Annotated in this window: 15 protein-coding genes and 1 pseudogene; 7 read left to right on the top strand and 9 right to left on the bottom strand. The window is 39.1% G+C overall.

Features of this window, described 5'->3' with window-relative positions; genetic code table 11:
• Positions 1 to 130 precede the first annotated feature (130 nt).
• On the top strand, positions 131 to 1,678 hold the full coding sequence (locus V6C71_00890) for an FAD-binding oxidoreductase (GenBank protein ID HEY9767045.1): 1,548 nt from the start codon (positions 131 to 133) through the stop codon (positions 1,676 to 1,678).
• A gap of 166 nt (positions 1,679 to 1,844) precedes the next feature.
• On the opposite strand, the gene V6C71_00885 is transcribed toward V6C71_00890, so the two are convergent.
• On the bottom strand, positions 1,845 to 2,309 hold the full coding sequence (locus tag V6C71_00885; protein ID HEY9767044.1) for a hypothetical protein: 465 nt from the start codon (positions 2,307 to 2,309) through the stop codon (positions 1,845 to 1,847).
• Positions 2,310 to 2,832: 523 nt separating this feature from the next.
• Between V6C71_00885 and V6C71_00880 the strand changes: the two genes are divergently transcribed.
• The 3 genes and pseudogenes from V6C71_00880 to V6C71_00870 all read left to right on the top strand — a co-directional run bounded on the left by V6C71_00880 (position 2,833) and on the right by V6C71_00870 (position 4,765).
• Positions 2,833 to 3,942 (top strand): RRXRR domain-containing protein, encoded by a 1,110-nt coding sequence (locus tag V6C71_00880; GenBank protein ID HEY9767043.1) that lies wholly within the window; start codon positions 2,833 to 2,835, stop codon positions 3,940 to 3,942.
• 65 nt (positions 3,943 to 4,007) lie between these two features.
• Positions 4,008 to 4,568, top strand: coding sequence for a sugar O-acetyltransferase (locus V6C71_00875; GenBank protein ID HEY9767042.1), 561 nt, complete (start codon positions 4,008 to 4,010; stop codon positions 4,566 to 4,568).
• An 11-nt stretch (positions 4,569 to 4,579) separates the two neighbouring features.
• Positions 4,580 to 4,765 (top strand): annotated as a pseudogene (locus V6C71_00870) (IS5/IS1182 family transposase).
• Positions 4,766 to 4,951: 186 nt separating this feature from the next.
• On the opposite strand, the gene V6C71_00865 reads toward V6C71_00870, so the two are convergent.
• From V6C71_00865 to V6C71_00830, 8 genes are all read right to left on the bottom strand, one after another.
• A complete protein-coding gene (locus V6C71_00865) occupies positions 4,952 to 5,254 on the bottom strand; it encodes a hypothetical protein (GenBank protein ID HEY9767041.1) in 303 nt (100 codons plus the stop codon).
• A gap of 79 nt (positions 5,255 to 5,333) precedes the next feature.
• Positions 5,334 to 5,558 carry a hypothetical protein gene (locus tag V6C71_00860; protein ID HEY9767040.1) on the bottom strand — a complete coding sequence of 75 codons (225 nt, stop codon included), beginning with the start codon at positions 5,556 to 5,558 and terminating at the stop codon, positions 5,334 to 5,336.
• Positions 5,559 to 5,830: 272 nt separating this feature from the next.
• On the bottom strand, positions 5,831 to 6,577 hold the full coding sequence (locus tag V6C71_00855) for a peptidylprolyl isomerase (protein HEY9767039.1): 747 nt from the start codon (positions 6,575 to 6,577) through the stop codon (positions 5,831 to 5,833).
• Between the two features lie 352 nt (positions 6,578 to 6,929).
• Positions 6,930 to 7,154 carry a hypothetical protein gene (locus V6C71_00850; GenBank protein ID HEY9767038.1) on the bottom strand — a complete coding sequence of 75 codons (225 nt, stop codon included), beginning with the start codon at positions 7,152 to 7,154 and terminating at the stop codon, positions 6,930 to 6,932.
• Between the two features lie 232 nt (positions 7,155 to 7,386).
• Positions 7,387 to 8,592, bottom strand: a complete 1,206-nt coding sequence (locus V6C71_00845; protein HEY9767037.1) for an RNA-guided endonuclease TnpB family protein — start codon at positions 8,590 to 8,592, stop codon at positions 7,387 to 7,389.
• 106 nt (positions 8,593 to 8,698) lie between these two features.
• Complete coding sequence (locus V6C71_00840; protein HEY9767036.1) at positions 8,699 to 11,845, bottom strand: peptide cleavage/export ABC transporter; 3,147 nt, start codon at positions 11,843 to 11,845, stop codon at positions 8,699 to 8,701.
• 254 nt (positions 11,846 to 12,099) lie between these two features.
• Positions 12,100 to 12,474, bottom strand: a complete 375-nt coding sequence (locus V6C71_00835) for a HetP family heterocyst commitment protein (GenBank protein HEY9767035.1) — start codon at positions 12,472 to 12,474, stop codon at positions 12,100 to 12,102.
• A 29-nt stretch (positions 12,475 to 12,503) separates the two neighbouring features.
• Positions 12,504 to 14,102 carry an HlyD family efflux transporter periplasmic adaptor subunit gene (locus tag V6C71_00830; protein ID HEY9767034.1) on the bottom strand — a complete coding sequence of 533 codons (1,599 nt, stop codon included), beginning with the start codon at positions 14,100 to 14,102 and terminating at the stop codon, positions 12,504 to 12,506.
• 555 nt (positions 14,103 to 14,657) lie between these two features.
• Between V6C71_00830 and V6C71_00825 the strand changes: the two genes are divergently transcribed.
• From V6C71_00825 to V6C71_00815, 3 genes are all read left to right on the top strand, one after another.
• Positions 14,658 to 14,867, top strand: coding sequence for a Nif11-like leader peptide family natural product precursor (locus tag V6C71_00825; GenBank protein ID HEY9767033.1), 210 nt, complete (start codon positions 14,658 to 14,660; stop codon positions 14,865 to 14,867).
• A gap of 71 nt (positions 14,868 to 14,938) precedes the next feature.
• Positions 14,939 to 15,664, top strand: coding sequence for an SPASM domain-containing protein (locus V6C71_00820; protein HEY9767032.1), 726 nt, complete (start codon positions 14,939 to 14,941; stop codon positions 15,662 to 15,664).
• 41 nt (positions 15,665 to 15,705) lie between these two features.
• On the top strand, positions 15,706 to 15,939 hold the full coding sequence (locus V6C71_00815; GenBank protein HEY9767031.1) for a hypothetical protein: 234 nt from the start codon (positions 15,706 to 15,708) through the stop codon (positions 15,937 to 15,939).
• The last annotated feature ends 36 nt before the right edge of the window (positions 15,940 to 15,975 follow it).

Genomic DNA, 15,975 nt, shown 5'->3' with positions numbered 1-15,975 from the left:
ATCTATTATGTTAACAATACAAACTATTATTAAATACTTTAGTCAAAGATTAATAGTGTTTTCTGGTCAGAGAGATCGCTCCGGCGATGCGATTGCTGATTACTCCTGATTAAATTTGAAATTGCTCCAAATGAGTTTAACCACAGAAATACTTTCTCAACAACCAGACAATGTATTAGCAAGATTGCGCCAAGCAGATGGATTTTGGTCAACATTACGCTCAGGAAACCTAGCTGCGCCAGAAGTTGTCAGCAATAGTTCAGCAATCAGCGGCGAGTCAGAAACAGATGTGGCAATCTGTGGCGGGACATTAGGCATCCTCTTAGGTGCAGCACTACAGCAGCTTGGTTGGCAGGTTGTGCTAATTGAAAAGGGAATTCTGCAAGGAAGAGAACAAGAGTGGAATATTTCGCGCCAGGAATTAAATACATTAATTGAATTAGAGTTGTTGACTGAGGAAGAATTGGCAACGGCGATCGCTACTGAATATAATCCCGCCAGAGTCAGCTTTAAACCAGGGGAAGAAGTTTGGGTCAAAGATGTTTTAAATATTGGAGTCGATCCTGTTTATTTATTGGCAAAACTCAAACAAAAATTTTTCCAGGCAGGAGGCAAGTTATTAGAAAATACGGCGTTTAAATCGGCTACGGTTCATCCTGATGGAATAGTAATACAAACAGGAGTACAAACCATCAAAACTCGACTGCTAATAGATGCTATGGGACACTTTTCACCCATAATTCAACAGGTCAGAAATGGGATCAAACCTGAAGCAGTTTGTGTTGTAGTTGGTAGCTGCGCCCAAGGGTTTCCTGAAAACAAGACAGGAGATTTAATTTATTCCTTCACGCCAATTATTAATCACTGTCAATACTTTTGGGAAGCTTTTCCTGCCAAAGATGGTCGTACTACCTATATGTTCAGCTATCTAGATGCCGAGCCAGAAAGACCAAGCTTGGAAGATTTTATGAACGAATATCTCAGGCTTTTGCCAAAATATCAAAATATTACCTTAGAACAGCTAAAATTTCAGCGATTTTTATTTGGCTTTTTTCCTGCATATAAAGATAGTCCGATCAAACTACCTTTCGATCGCATTTTGCCCGTAGGCGACAGCGCAGGGGGACAATCTCCTGTCAGCTTTGGTGGCTTTGGCGCAATGATTCGTCATTTGAAACGTTTAACTAATGGTATCAACGAAGCTTTGATCGTAGATCGCTTAAGCAATAAAGATTTAGTTCTACTACAACCATATCAACCTAATATCTCTGTTACCTGGTTATTTCAGCAAACCATGAGCGTAAAGGTTGGTCAACAGGTTAATCCCGAGCAAATTAATAATCTCATGAGCGGTGTTTTTGCCGTGATGGAACGTTTGGGAGACGACGTACTCAAGCCATTTTTACAGGACGTAATTCAATTTGCACCTTTAGCCAAAACTTTGCCTTCAGTTAATCCTAAATTAGTCTTACCTTTGTTGCCTCAAATTGGCATTAATCCTTTAGTTAACTGGAGTTTTCACTATTTCAACCTGGCACTATATAGCGGTTTGTATAGTGCAGCAAAACTAGCTCAACCAGTAGTTAAAAATCTATCGCCGTCTCAGCAATATTATTATCATCGTTGGTTAGATGCTTGGAAATATGGTTCAGGTAACGATTATCACGGTCGTCAATAGTGAGTCAAATAACTATCGTTCCCTAGTAGCGCGTCTAGATTAATTTGTTAAATATTGACAATATTTTCAGCCCCCTAACCTCCAAGCTTGGGGGAATCAGCCCAGCACTTTAGCCTAGACGCGCTACTATCAAGTCTTTTATAACTTTTGAGAGATGGTATTATTTTTACTCGGGATTTATGTATTTCAAAATATCAGGATTGTTTTTGTCCGTATCATAGACATATCCTAGATTAATCGCTATTCTTCTTCTAAGACCAAGAGTAGGATAAAGTGGATTTTCTAATCCTTCAGTAGCGTGTAAATTAGCCGATTCAATTAACTGTAAAGCTGCATCTTTCGATAGATTATTGCCAAAGGTGTTTAAAACATTAGTGGCACAATCATTTTTAAACACCTTTTCTAGTTCGGCATTACGTTTTTCATAGGCTAACAAAATTACGTCCAAACAAGCAGCATAATCATAAGTATTATTGAAATTAAAAACAAATTCTTTAATCTTGCTATTTTGGGCTGTCAAATTGGCAATATCTAGCTTAGTTTTGATTTCGGCGTGAGATGAAATAGATAAAATTGATTGAATAGCGAAGGTAATTCCTATTATTAAGGGTATTTGTAAAAGTTTTGTCATTTTTTATAGATAATTAATTTTAAATCTAAATTGATGTTTTGATTTTGTCACTAGTCTTCTCTAAGTATTAAAGAAAGCTGGCGATCGCATTTTAGGGTTTTGCCTATCAAATTACCATTTTTTCAAGCTCAAGGTTAAGCGAAATTGGCAGAATCGAGTTAAGGGTTAACTTGCTTCTACCGAAGGCTTCGCATTTTTTGTTGCTAATTAACTACATGGTAGTCCTCAAGTGTTAAAGACTGGCTTACGTCAAAAATCGCTATGCTGAGTAAAAGTAACTCGATCCATCGCGCCATTTTATATTTCAAGAACTCCGCCCTGCTAAAAGCGAGGACGGAGAGTGCTAGATTCAGCTAGACATAACCCTTGAATAGCGCATGAGCCTCAACCTGATACGTACTCTCAAGTATTTCGCACTTCTTGAGTTATCTACAACCCTTCTGATTAAAGGGGCTTTTAAAGGGAGGACATTTTGATTGAGGTGCGCGAAGCGACTCAACACTTTTATAGGATTGTATCCAACATGATTAGAGTACCAGTAGTAAATCCTGATAATAGTCCTGCGATGCCATGCAAAGCTTCTAGAGCTAGGCGGATGGTACGAGATGGCAAAGCCGTAGGCAAACGAAATAAGTTAGGCATCTACTACATTCAGTTGGTAGAAGAGCCTAGCGGTAGAGAAAAGCAATCTATTTCGGCTGGCATCGACCCAGGTAAATATTATTCTGGGATAGGACTTGTAAGCAGAAAGTTTACTCTGTTTACCGCTCATTTGTTTCTACCTTTTGAAACGGTTAAAAAGCGAATGGAGCAGCGTAGAATGATGCGTCGTTCTAGAAGAGGCAGAAGAATTAATCGCAATCTGGCTTTTTTTCTTCGCGCACATAGACAAAAAAGATTCTCTAATCGTCGTGGTAACAAGCTTGCTCCAAGTATTAAAGCTAATAGATTACTTGAGATTCGCGTAATAACTGAGCTAGCTAAAATCTATCCGATTAGCTCTATTGTCTACGAATATGTCAAAGCGAAAACACTACCTGGATGTAATTTCTCACCAGTCCAGGTGGGTCAAAAATGGGCAATCAAGCAGTTAAACAAGATTGCACCAACCACAACTAGGTTTGGATGGCAGACTTCCAATCTTAGAAAACACCTAGGTTTACCTAAGCAAAAGCTAAACAAAAAAGAAGCGATTCCAGCAACTCATGCAGTCGATGGGTTGACTCTCGCAGCCAGTCAGTTTATTGATTATTTGCCTTTTGAGAACTCTGAAGGTAGAGGTCACTGCTGGCAGGGGCAAATAAAAATAACCAATGCTCCCTTCTTTGTAATTAGACGACCGCCTGTTTCCCGTAGACAGTTACACCTAATGCTGCCAAGCAAAGGAGGTAATCGGCGTAAATACGGTGGTACGACTACTAGACACGATCTTCGTAAAGGAGACTTTGTTGAAGGAGTTAAAGCTGGTATTACTTACCAGGGTTGGTGTTCTGGCGATACTGCTAAACAAATAAGCATCTCAAATGCAGCCTGGAAGCGTATTGGTCAGTTCACAACCAGCAAAGTAAAGTTGTTGCGACGAGCAACAGGATTAATTTGTACACAGGAAGAGAAATTTCTCGTCGCAGTTTAGTTACTGGTTTCGATTCCTCTTACACTTGCTAACCGCGAAGTGTGAGTATCCTCTTAACATTTTTGATGAAAAAAACTGAGCGAGAAAAAATGTTGAATGGCGAGTTGTATTTAGCAACGGATCGAGAACTAACAGCGATGCACTTTCAGGCGCGTAGGCTGCTTCATGACTTTAATTTATCGCAACCTAATGAGCTAAATCAGCAAAAAGAGATTATTATCAGTTTGTTTGGCGGTATTGGAGCTAATTTCAGCTTAAGACCTCCTTTTTACTGTGATTACGGCCGTCATATTTTTGCAGGAGACAATTTATACATCAACTATGACTGCACAATTCTTGACTGCAACACGGTACATTTGGGCAATGATGTTTTACTCGCACCCAAGGTGCAAATCTATACAGCATATCATCCTACAGATCCCGAATTGAGATTGTCAGGGAAAGAACTTGCAGCACCAGTTATCATTGGTGATAATGTTTGGCTTGGAGGTGGGGTAATTATTTGTCCTGGGGTGACTATTGGCTCAAACGTAACTATCGGTGCAGGTAGTATAGTAACTAAAGATATTCCCAGTAATGTTGTTGCTGCTGGTAATCCTTGCCGAATCATTAAACAGCATAGTTAGATCAAGGCTATCAAGGAGCGAGATTTAAACAAGCGGTAGAAAACCTTTCCTCTGCTACTGTCGAAGTAATGAAAAGGCAAGGAAAGGGCTTTCAACTATTAGCGCGAAGAGGGGTTGTCGAAAGAACTTTTGCTTGGTTGATTAAAAAACGACCCTTGGTAGTAGATTATGAAAAACTGCCTGAAACTAGTGAATGACTTATTTATCTTGCCATGGTTCATCGAATCTTGAAGAGGTTGGCTAATTATCAAGCACAACCTCTTTAATCTTTTATTTACAAACAGTCTCTAAGTCTTAGTAAGAATCAATTTACTCTTTTGAGGATATTTTCTTCCCCTAGCTTTTTATTTGTTCTTCATTTTCTCTTTAGGAATCAGCTCTTACTATGCTTTTAGTTTAACAGTCTCAAAAGCATAGTTTTTTGCTTGTTTAGCTTTTCTTTTTACTTTATTAAAACCTTTGACATCAATATCGACGTCCGCGCCTTTGCCAATTGCCACTGCTTTTACTATGCCCTTTGCTTTTTTATTTTTTCCATTGATGTTGAGAGAAACTTTCGTACTACTGGAAGAGGAATTATAACCTCCGCTGGAGGCAATGGAAGTTATTGTTAATGAATAACCACCAGCTAAAATTTTCTCGTTATCTAAGGCATTTTCCAAGAAAGATATGTCAGTTATCAGCATTGGTTAAACCTACTTTTTAAACTATTTTTTAAACTATTTTTTTAGTATAGCATTATCGCTGAAAAGAGCGAATTTTTTATTAACTTTTGATGATCGAAATCGAACTATAAGATGTTGAAGAACTACGAACATTAGATTTTGCCTGAGTGCAAGAATTATTATCAGATGAAATGTTTACAGAAACGCTTTGATTGATTTGACTATCATCAGCGTCAGATGCCTTGGCAACACTTTTTGCTTCGGCGACGATTTTGCCGTCTGCTGAGACTACGCGTTTGACTACAACTCGATCTCGCTTCATCATCGCTGCTACCTTTTATGACTACTGTTTAATTTACTTAATTGCCGACTTATGGCAAAAATTAATTGGCTTTTACCCCTTGTCGCTCGGTCACTTCCTCTAACTTTTGCCGACTTTCATACATCTTTTTGGAAATCTTGTAGACTTTTTCATCAAGTATGATATTTTCTCAAGTGACATTCGTCTTGTTTGTTTAATTTTAATCTAGTCTGAAAAAATTTTTTGCGTAACTTCTACAAAGGAAGCGTTTAAAAAATCAATATTGCTCCAATTTTTTAGATGGAATTTGTGTGACTGTGAATTAAATAATTAGTTTCACTTTCCAACCATTGAGCGAACATTTCATCGATAATTTTTTGATGAATGTCTGGTGTCAGCTCTGGTTTGATAAACTCTTCAACTTTGATAATATGGTATCCTATATCGGTTTTAATCGGCCCAATGATTTCACCCTGTTGTCCTGCGAAAATAGCTGCGGAAATTTCTGGCATAATATCCATACGATATAGTTTTCCTTCGTAACCACATTTTTCTCTTCTGATACAATCTATGTCATAGCAATGAGCTGCTTGGTAAAAACTAATTTCTTCTTCTTCAATTTGATAAAATAGTTCTCGAGCTAGTTTTTCATAAGGAATTACGATTTGATATAACAAAACTTGCTCAAAATCAAGTCGATTCTCAATAAAATGGGTTTCTGCTTTTTTGGTAAATAAATATTTTGCTAATTTTTGAGCTATAAGTCTGTCATTTATTCCTGTCTCCCAATCCTCGATAGTAATCATGCAATCTTTTAACCAGGCTAATGTATCGGCAGCCTTTTCCAAGCGTTGTTGATGACGAATTTTATCTGCTTCAGCTTGAATTTCTTCTGGAGTTACGGTTACAGCGTATTGTTCTGCCGAGCGGTCGATCGCTATTTGATGTAAAATTTTTTGGCAGACATCTTTTAAGCTGATATCTTTTTTTAAATAATCAACAATTAATTCTGGCTGATTGGCAATTTGGGCTAAAGAAATCATTATTCATTATCTTATGATTTTACAATTTTCTAATTTAGCATTTTAGCTCAAATAAACTAGATAAAATGGGCGTTATTAAAATGTAATAATGTAATGTTTTACTCTAAAAAAAATAATAAAATTCAGTTAGTTTATCAAAGTTAAGTTGGCAAAATACTAGCGATCGGCAACGCAAAAAAAATAAAGTCCAGTCATAGATACATAAATGTATAAGTATCAGACTGGAACTTTAACTTATTAAAATTGATTGTCACTCTATCGATAGTACTCGGTATCTTTGTTTTTCATTTCCCAAAAGGTGGTAATTTTACGACAAAGATACAATTCGAGTTACCGAGTTCGATCTTTCCAATTATCCGGCGTAGGCTTTAGCCTCTTGATACACATTTACCTCACTACCCGGACTTTTGTTGATTTTAACAACTGAAACGTTTGTTGCATTTGCAGTGTATGTTTCTTTATTGTAATAATATTTCTTCGCTTTTTTATACTTGTTCTTGTCATAATCTGTATGAGCTCCTCCAAGTACATCAGTGGAGCTAGTAACTTCTATAAAGCTAAGATCTGAAATAATCATCTTTCTTGTCCTCTTGTTTAATTAGTTGGTTAGTTGACTCGCAATTGATTTATTGCTTAATTATTAATTTACCAAAACCACAATTATGATGTTGCCATTTTGGCAGATATTTTAAATTGATGGATAATAAACAATTTGACTTTAGTTGTCATCGAGTTTTGCATTAAAAATATTTAAAAAGCAGATTTTTGGAGTTTGACACTCCCACACATGAATGAGTGGGATTCTTGATTCATCCCTGGATAGCTAGATCTGTCAAAGACACATTCCCGCTAGAGCCAGATCCACAAGCAAACACGGTCTGCCCGACCGCTAAAATATTTAATGCTGCGTTGACATCCCTAAGATTAAGGTTGTTGCAGCTAGGACATATCCACTCTCTGATATTCAGAGGTAATTTATCCAAGATATGACCGCAAGGATTACAGCGTTTAGTTGATGGAAACCATCTACTTATCGCTCCTAATTCTCGGTCGTGCCATTTACATTTGTATTGAAATTGGCGCAATGCCTCCCCCCAACCACAATCTGCAATAGCGCGGGAAGCAAAGCTTCCCCAGTCGTCGTTAAGACGACGATCTGCGCGTACGCGCTGCGCTAACTTATGGTTAGCCATCATATTTTTTACAGCTAACGTCTCAGTATAGATAGCTTGGTTTTCGCGTACCAACTGAGTCGTTAATTTGTGTAAAAAATCCTTTCTGCAATCGGCTATTTTAGCGTGAAGCTTTGCTACTTTTAGCCTTGCCTTATATCTATTATTTGAACCTTTCTGCTTTTTAGCTAGTCTGCGCTGTAAGGTCTTTAGCCTAGAGAAATGTTTCTGGTAATGTTTGGGATTGCCTGAAGCAAAACCCGTTGACGTAACCATCAAATCTTTGACACCCAAATCGATACCGATTTTTCCTTCGCTCTCGATCCATTGCTCCAATTGTTCTTCAACCAAGAATGAGACAAAATATCTATTGCTAGGGTCTTTAGATACAATTACCTGCTTTGGTTGACCAGTAAAATACCTACTCCATCTAATTTTCAATGGTTGAGACATCTTGGCTAGAGTTAATTTGCCGTCACTCCATTTAAAAGCGTTAGGGGCGTAATGCGCCGATTGTCGATTGTTCTTTTTCTTGAATCTAGGGTATTTACTTTTACCAGCAAAAAAATTATTGAATGCTGTATTTAGATGTCTTAACCCTTGCTGCAATGGTACGGCTGAGACTTGTTTAAGCCAAGGTTTTTCTGGATCTTTCTTTAATTTGGTTAGAGCATTAGAAGTGTCTGTATAGGTTACAGATACTTTGTCTTGGTAGTAGCTATTAGTTCTCAAAGCTAATGCCCAATTGAAAACAAATCTAGTACAGCCAAACGTTTGCGCTAGCTCTAATCGCTGCGCTGAGTTCGGGTAAAATCTGTATTTAAATCCTCTAATCTGTTTCATACTATGGTTTTACCATGAAACCTGCTACGTTGTAAATTTATTGCGCTTTATATCCAACGCTTAAAAGACGTTGGTTTTACGGCGTTTTCTATAAATCATTTTTTCGTTAAAGATCGAGCTGCTGTCTTGCTAGCTGATAGTAAAGACCCTGTTGTGAAATCAGCTTTTCATGGGTTCCCTGCTCGACGATCAGACCGCGATCTAAGACCAGAATAAAATTTGCATTACGTACTGTTGAAAGACGATGGGCAATAATAAAACTAGTACGGTGACGCGAAAGACGAGAAAGATTTTCCTGAAAGCGCCTTTCCGACTCCGTATCTAGAGAACTAGTCGCCTCATCCAAAATCAAGAGCGGTGGTTCTCCTAGAAAGGCACGAGCGATCGCAATGCGCTGCTGCTGTCCACCAGAAAGATTGGCTCCATGTTCGCCAACTTTAGTACTATATCCCAAAGGTAAAGCTTGAATAAAAGCGTGGGCTTCTGCTAGTTTAGCAGTTTTTATAACTTGCTCTAAGGTAAATTGGGGTCGATATAGAGTAATATTTTCTAAGATAGTTCCAGAAAATAAAAAACAATCTTGCGGTACGACTCCTAGTTGAGAACGTAAACAGGAGAGAGAAACGCGATTGATGTCGTGCCCGTCAATAGAAATTTGACCGTTAGTAGGAGGGTACAAACCCTGAAGCAACTTTACTAAAGTACTCTTTCCAGAGCCGCTCCGACCGACGATGGCGATAGTTTGCCCCCCTTTTACTTCAAAAGAAATATTTTGCAGTGTGTTGCGTTCTTCTTCAGTGTTATAGCGAAAGGTGACATTATCAAATCGTACATTACCCTGTAGCTTGGGCAAAATCAGTCTTGAATTTTGTGGCGGTTCTTCCGATTTAGTTTCAAAAACATCATTAAGCCGTTCTACAGAGATCAGCACTTCTTGGAGTTCATCCCAAAGATCTACCAGCTCCAAAACAGGGCTGATAATGTAACCTTGCATCATATTAAAAGCCACAAATTGACCGATGGTTAATTGACCCCGAATTACTAAAGTAGCGCCATACCAGAGAAGTACTGCACCGCCAATAGTATTAATCAGCCCACTGAGAAGTCCCAAGTTAATTGCCAGTTTCTCTCCTTTGAATTGTACGTTCAACTGATTAGTCAAACGATCTTCCCAACGCCAGCGTAATTCGCGCTCTGCTGCTACTGCTTTAATAGTGGATATTCCCGACATCATCTCTACCAGAGATGAGTTTTGATCTGCGGTAGCATTAAATCTTTCGCGAGAGAGTTTACGTAGCAAAGGAGTTGCGACTAGTGTCAAAATCACAATTGGTGGAATTATTAGCAAAACTAATACCGTGAGTTGCCAATTGTAGTAAAGCATCAATCCTAAATAGATAAATCCAGTGACAAAATCCAACCAGGACAACATCACTTTCTCGATCAAAAACTGTTGGATCTTCTGATTTTCTTGAACGCGGGTGATAATATCACCTACTCGACGGGATTCGAAAAATTTAAGCGGTAGGGTTAGGGCATGATTGATAAAGCCACCGATCATAGTTAGATCGAGGCGGTTAGTCAAATAACTTAATAAATAGCTCCGTATGGAAGATAAGCCCACACCTAAAATGCCAAATAGTACAAGTCCAATAACAAAGACATTTAAGGTCGATTGACTTTGGTTGACTACTACTTGGTCGAGGATAATTTGGGTAAACAAAGGCGAAATCAATCCAAGTATTTGAATTAAAATCGATGCCACAATAATTGTTATACCCATGGAGCGGTAAGGCCATAACAAATAAATGAATCTACCCAGGGAGCGTTTTTCTTCTGGTATTTGATATAGATTCTCTGTTGGGTCTAAAAGTAGAGCGTATCCCGTCCAACCCTGAAGAAATTCTTGACGAGAAAGCTGAGATTTTCCTTGGGCGGGATCGGCAACCAGAATTCGATCTCCTTTGACCTGATAGACCACTACGTAGTGATCGCCTTGCCAGTGGGCAATCCAAGGATTCTTTTGCTCTGCGATTCGGCTCAAACTAGCTCGTACGGGTCGAGCATGATAGCCCAAACTTTCAGCAGCTTTGGCTAAATTTTTGAGAGAAGCACCAGAAAGACCTGTTCCAATTAGCTCGCGCAAAAAGTTGATACCAAAGCGTTTGCCCCAATATTGACTAATCATTGCTAAGCAAGTCGCACCACAGTCGGAAGAGCTTTGTTGCTCGATAAAGGGATAAGCTCTCCATAGACTATGGCGTCGCTTTTGAGGTTTAGGATAGTCGATCTGTTGGGTGCGATCGCCTTTCGGGGTTGTCTCTGATTGAGGAGAGTTAACTCCATACCTAGTAGGGGCACTCGGAATTATTGGCAAAGGTGTAGCCGTTACAACTGTCGAGATTGCGTTTATAGATGCTGGTGTTACTCTAGATTTAGAATCGGAATTTTTTTCCCAACCAGTCACCAATATAGGAGCAAGTTGGGAAAAAGCTTGCCAATTCGATCGAGACAGCTCATAGACCCACAAATCTGTTTCGGCTTGCCAATTCTGGGGAATCTGTGCTGGAAATCCCCAAGAACTTCCTATTTCTAATTTTTGCTCTTTAATTTGACCTCTACGTAGCCAGAAGCGACCTGTTTCTCCGTCAGTTCCAGCTAAAGGCTCTCCAGCAGCAATTTGTTTTTCCACTAAGTATGGTGATATCTCTTTTAGGCGGTGACTGGATATGGAACGCAATTCTGTCAAAGTTTTAAAAAAAATTAATTGTTGACGTTCTCGAGCCTCAGTCCGGCATTTTGTCTGGAGTTCTGGCAATTTTTTTAGAAAAGGCTGTAGTTTGGCTAGAGAAATCCTGGCAACTCGAACCTCACTAGCTGCGATCGCGCTGTATGACAAGCAAGTTCCACACCAAAGAGAGTCTCCTCCAATGGTCGATCCTTCTGTAAGTATGTGGGTAGAAACCTCTCGTCGTTTATAGGCATCAAAACTAAGTAACCTTAGCTTCCCTCCACAAACCCAAAAAAATTGCTGAGAGTTTTGTTCGTCAACAACAGAATTAGGAGAAAAATCTGGGTAAACTAATAATCGATCGCCTAATTGAAATTCAAGAAGTTCTACCTGTTGATTTAAATAGTTGAGTAGCTCTACTTTATTAGGTGTTAATTGTTTCTGCTCCAAAAACCATGCTAGAGACAAAATCTTGTCTTCACCATCTAGCGAAGAAGATGGCAATTTCCCTGTGTTATTCACTTTTCTTGCTCCGTAAAAGACTATTGCAAATCGAGCGTACAATTGCACGTGTAGATCTTGTCAAATATACTTTCTCGCGTAATTAGGGTAGTAACGGTAAAAACAACTTTAGCCATAGATGCACGATGCACCAAAGCTTCGCCAGAGCAGAGCGATTGACTCAAACTGTTTCAAGCTCTTCCTTACTTACTCTCTAATACGAGCTGCTCTTATTTTTCTTCGATTAAAATCTTTACTTTAAATCAGGGAGATAGTCACCGCGCATAGATAACACTAAACGAATTTTCGGCAATTAGTGAGCTAACCCTGGTTCCGCCAGTAACTTCAGCTGTTTGAAGCCGGATTTCTTCTAAACAAGAAAGATCGAGGAGCTTTTGAGAAGATTTCATTCTAGATTTGAGCGGCATAGATTTTTCAAGAAAGTTATTCTGAGGGCAATTTTCTTTCATTATTCGGTTACAAGTTCGATAGGGAATATAATGCAGGGGATTATATCCAGCGAAGCTCAGTATCAATAGGCATGCCCAAGAATATTTTCCTGAAAGAATTGCTTTAACTACTTGCTCGAACTGTTCGGTAGTCATTTTTTTGTCAAGCTCGGAGTTAGAATAATTGAATTTTTGATTCATGATTTTCCTTACTTAATTGAACTTTAGCTTTATAAATCGATCCCGTCTTTCTCTATCTGCTTGATGGGTTCTAGGAAAACGTCTAGAAGGCGACGACGGCGAATGACAATATCGGCAACTGCTGTTTGACCTGGTTTAAATTTAATTTCTTTGCCATCAGCGGTAATATAATTGCGCTGAAGCGCAACTTTTACTCCATAGACTTCATCTTTCTGTTCGTTTGATTTGCTGTCGCCAGAAATCGAGATAACTTTGCCCGGAACGACTCCATAATCTTGATAGGAATAAGCATCAAATTTAACCTGCACGGGCATTCCCACTTCTACAAAACCTGCTTCTTTATTCGGTATAACGGTAGAAAGAACTAGCGGCTCGCCATAGGGGGCAATTTCAGCAACGGTTTGTCCTGCCTGAATGACCTTGCCAGAGTTTTGGACATCGAGAGATAGAATCGTGCCATTAATGGGAGATTTAAGATAATTTTGTTCTAATTTGGTTTTAACACTAGATAGCTGATTTTTAGTTTCAGCAATTTTTGTTTCTATTTGAGTAATTTCTACTTCAGATTGCTCGATCTTTTGTTTGGCTTCGAGTTGAATTTTTTGTCTTTCTGCAAGTTTTTGTCTCAACTCCGCCTCAAGCCGCTCGACTTCTTTCAAAGCTGAAGTAAGTTCACCTCGATTTTGCGTAATTCCTACTTGAAGCTCCCGCAGCGACTGTTCCGCTTCAAAAAGCTGTTCTCTAGTATTAGTTGTCTCTTGCAATTTACTTTGAATAAGCTGCTGTTGAATTTGACGCTGTCCCTGTTCGGCTTCAAAAATAAACTCTTGAGAAATTGCTCCCTGTCGTTCGAGAGGTCTGAGTCTTTCGAGTCGTTTCTGATGGACAGCTTCCTCTAACTTGAGTTGCTTCAAACGTTCTTGCATCAAGCCAGAAATTGGTTTTAACTGGGTTTGTTTGGTTTGATGGGCCGCTATTTCTGTCTGCCGTTGAGTTAATAGTTGGCGGGAAATTGCCACTTTTTCTCGGGCGAGAGCTAGAGTAGATTGATAGCCGAGAGACTCAGCCTCGGCAATTTTTTCATCGGTTCGCGCTTGGGAACGGACTCTTTCCAATAAAGTCTGCATCTGGCGCAATTCTATTTGGTAAGCAGCAAGCATCTGTTTGAGGCTGTCGGCTTCTTTGGTTACTAGTTCATCATCTAGCTTTACTAAAATTTCTCCTGCTTTGACTCTATCTCCCTCTTTGACATTAATCTGGCTTACTCTACCCAACTCGACTGGCTCTACCTTGTAGGTTTCACCGTTAGGTATTAATTTTCCTCGTGCTTTGCCGATTTCTTCAACTTGTCCGAACCAAGACCAAGTAATAATAGCCAAGCAAAAGGCTATTCCTCCAAAAACTAGTTGCTGGGGCAAGCTAGATGGAGGTTCATCTAACAAAGATTGTAAAGAAGGAGACCAATGAACTAATTCTCCATTGCCATTCATCGAAGTAGAATAATTCTCTTGGAGACTAGATTCGCTGGCCATTTCATCGAGTTCAGCTTTTTCTGTAACTGATAGCTCAAAATTCTCTTGATTGGAATTGGATCTCACGCGAGCGAAAAGTTTTGACAGTAATTCCATTGTCTTTAATATGAATTTGGTAATTACATGCTTAATTTTGAGGCTAATTTGATTTAATCAAACAAAAAAGCTTAAGTAGGCTGTTTTAATACGAAGAAAAATATATTGGCTACAGTTCAAAAGCGAGCTTTTATGTAAATTAACTTACAGTCATTATAAAACCATTGCCTATATATTTTTCAAACATTATTGTAATATTGCTTAACTCAATTAAGTTCTATTAAATCAAGATAGTCTATTTAAACCTATTTTTTTGAGCGATATAGCACTTAAATTATTCTTTAATTTTGAAGAAGTTGTGAAAATAGATCGCAATGTCAAAAATCTTACCACTGTACTGATGATTTCTAAAAGATCAACCAAATCTCTTTAACATTCCAATCAAATAAACAACCGAACATATTGCTCTATATGGCTTGGGCGAATTTTATCTAAGCTATTAAGCAGTTGTGCCTTATATTTTACGACTTTAACAAATAGTAAATAGTGCCAAATTGGAAGACTTTCTATAGTTGGTTGGGTTTTATTTGTATTATTGGGATCTGGAGAAAGTAAATGTTGTTAGCAAAAATCATCAATTTCTACAAACGAGTAGTTCGAGATCGAGACTTTCGCAACTTACTGGAAAATGCTATTTCATCTGAAGAATGCATGAAAAAAATGCGAGAGGAAGGTTATGAATTTACCTCCGAAGAATTTGAAACTGGCACACTCGAAATGTTGGAAAACAATGGTCTGAAAGATTTAATCGTCTTTCTGCACTAGAATTTCCTCAAATATACGAACGAATTCGAGATGCGGGCATTTTTGCCTGGCAAATCCAGTTGACAGTCCCCATGGGAAATGCTGCCGACAACTACGATATTCTCTTACAGCCCTTGGAATTACTAGATGTGTATCCCATGGTCGCTCGTGTAGTTCAGAGGGCATACCGTGAAGGAGTAAAGGTACAGGCAGGCAACAATATCGGTTATTACGGTCCTTACGAGCGACTGCTAAGAGGGCGCGGCGACACCGATGCTTGGAAATTTTGGCAGGGATGTAGTGCGGGACTGTCTACCTTGGGTATTGAAGCAGATGGCGCAATCAAGGGTTGTCCTTTTTTGCCAACTTCAACTTATGTTGGTGGCAATATTCGAGACCATTCTCTGCGGTCAATTGTCGAACAGGCCGAGGAACTGCGGTTCAATCTAGGAGCGGATACTCCTCAAGGAACTTCTCACTTATGGGGTTTCTGTAAGAGTTGTGAATTTGCCGAACTCTGTCGTGGCGGATGCTCTTGGACAGCTCACGTATTCTTCAATCGCCGAGGTAACAATCCTTATTGTCACCATCGCGCTCTTACTCTAGCCAAGCAAGGACTCAGGGAGCGTGTCGTTCCTAAAGTTCGAGCGCCGGGTCTACCTTTCGATAACGGTATTTTTGAAATTATCGAAGAGCCAATCGATCTTCCTTGGATAGATAACGATCCGCTTCATTTTACTAACGATCGCATTGACTGGACGCAAAGCTGGGAATCTGAATCGGAGCCAGTCGCATCTCTAGCTAGTTTGAGTAATTAAAAACTATAGCCAACTTTGTCAATAATTAACCGTATACGATCGTGTCTACTAATCCAATTTCTTCGGTCAATACCCTAGCTACTAATAAACAGATCGAGTCGATAAACTCGTCATCCAAGAAACTTCAAACTCGGGCAGAAATTCCTCCTCTATTACCGCGATCTGCTTGGAACAATCAACTAGCCTATTTTAAAATAATTCTGAGAGCAAAGCTCAACCTAGACCGAGCAGAACGAGAAGCAATAGAAGCTGCTAAGAAATCCGCAGTAAAATAATTTCCACTCATCTTAGATCGTGAAACTTAGACGGGA

It is taken from the genome of Coleofasciculaceae cyanobacterium, from assembly GCA_036703275.1.
Classification (GTDB): Bacteria; Cyanobacteriota; Cyanobacteriia; order Cyanobacteriales; family Xenococcaceae; genus Waterburya.
This window is presented reverse-complemented; position numbering and strand designations above follow the sequence as displayed.

Coding starts and splice junctions, on each gene's coding strand:
- V6C71_00890 (HEY9767045.1), top strand. CDS start 131: ATGAGTTTAACCACAGAAATACTTTCTCAACAACCAGACAATGTATTA.
- V6C71_00885 (HEY9767044.1), bottom strand. CDS start 2,309: ATGACAAAACTTTTACAAATACCCTTAATAATAGGAATTACCTTCGCT.
- V6C71_00880 (HEY9767043.1), top strand. CDS start 2,833: ATGATTAGAGTACCAGTAGTAAATCCTGATAATAGTCCTGCGATGCCA.
- V6C71_00875 (HEY9767042.1), top strand. CDS start 4,008: ATGAAAAAAACTGAGCGAGAAAAAATGTTGAATGGCGAGTTGTATTTA.
- V6C71_00865 (HEY9767041.1), bottom strand. CDS start 5,254: ATGCTGATAACTGACATATCTTTCTTGGAAAATGCCTTAGATAACGAG.
- V6C71_00860 (HEY9767040.1), bottom strand. CDS start 5,558: ATGATGAAGCGAGATCGAGTTGTAGTCAAACGCGTAGTCTCAGCAGAC.
- V6C71_00855 (HEY9767039.1), bottom strand. CDS start 6,577: ATGATTTCTTTAGCCCAAATTGCCAATCAGCCAGAATTAATTGTTGAT.
- V6C71_00850 (HEY9767038.1), bottom strand. CDS start 7,154: ATGATTATTTCAGATCTTAGCTTTATAGAAGTTACTAGCTCCACTGAT.
- V6C71_00845 (HEY9767037.1), bottom strand. CDS start 8,592: ATGAAACAGATTAGAGGATTTAAATACAGATTTTACCCGAACTCAGCG.
- V6C71_00835 (HEY9767035.1), bottom strand. CDS start 12,474: ATGAATCAAAAATTCAATTATTCTAACTCCGAGCTTGACAAAAAAATG.
- V6C71_00830 (HEY9767034.1), bottom strand. CDS start 14,102: ATGGAATTACTGTCAAAACTTTTCGCTCGCGTGAGATCCAATTCCAAT.
- V6C71_00825 (HEY9767033.1), top strand. CDS start 14,658: ATGTTGTTAGCAAAAATCATCAATTTCTACAAACGAGTAGTTCGAGAT.
- V6C71_00820 (HEY9767032.1), top strand. CDS start 14,939: ATGGGAAATGCTGCCGACAACTACGATATTCTCTTACAGCCCTTGGAA.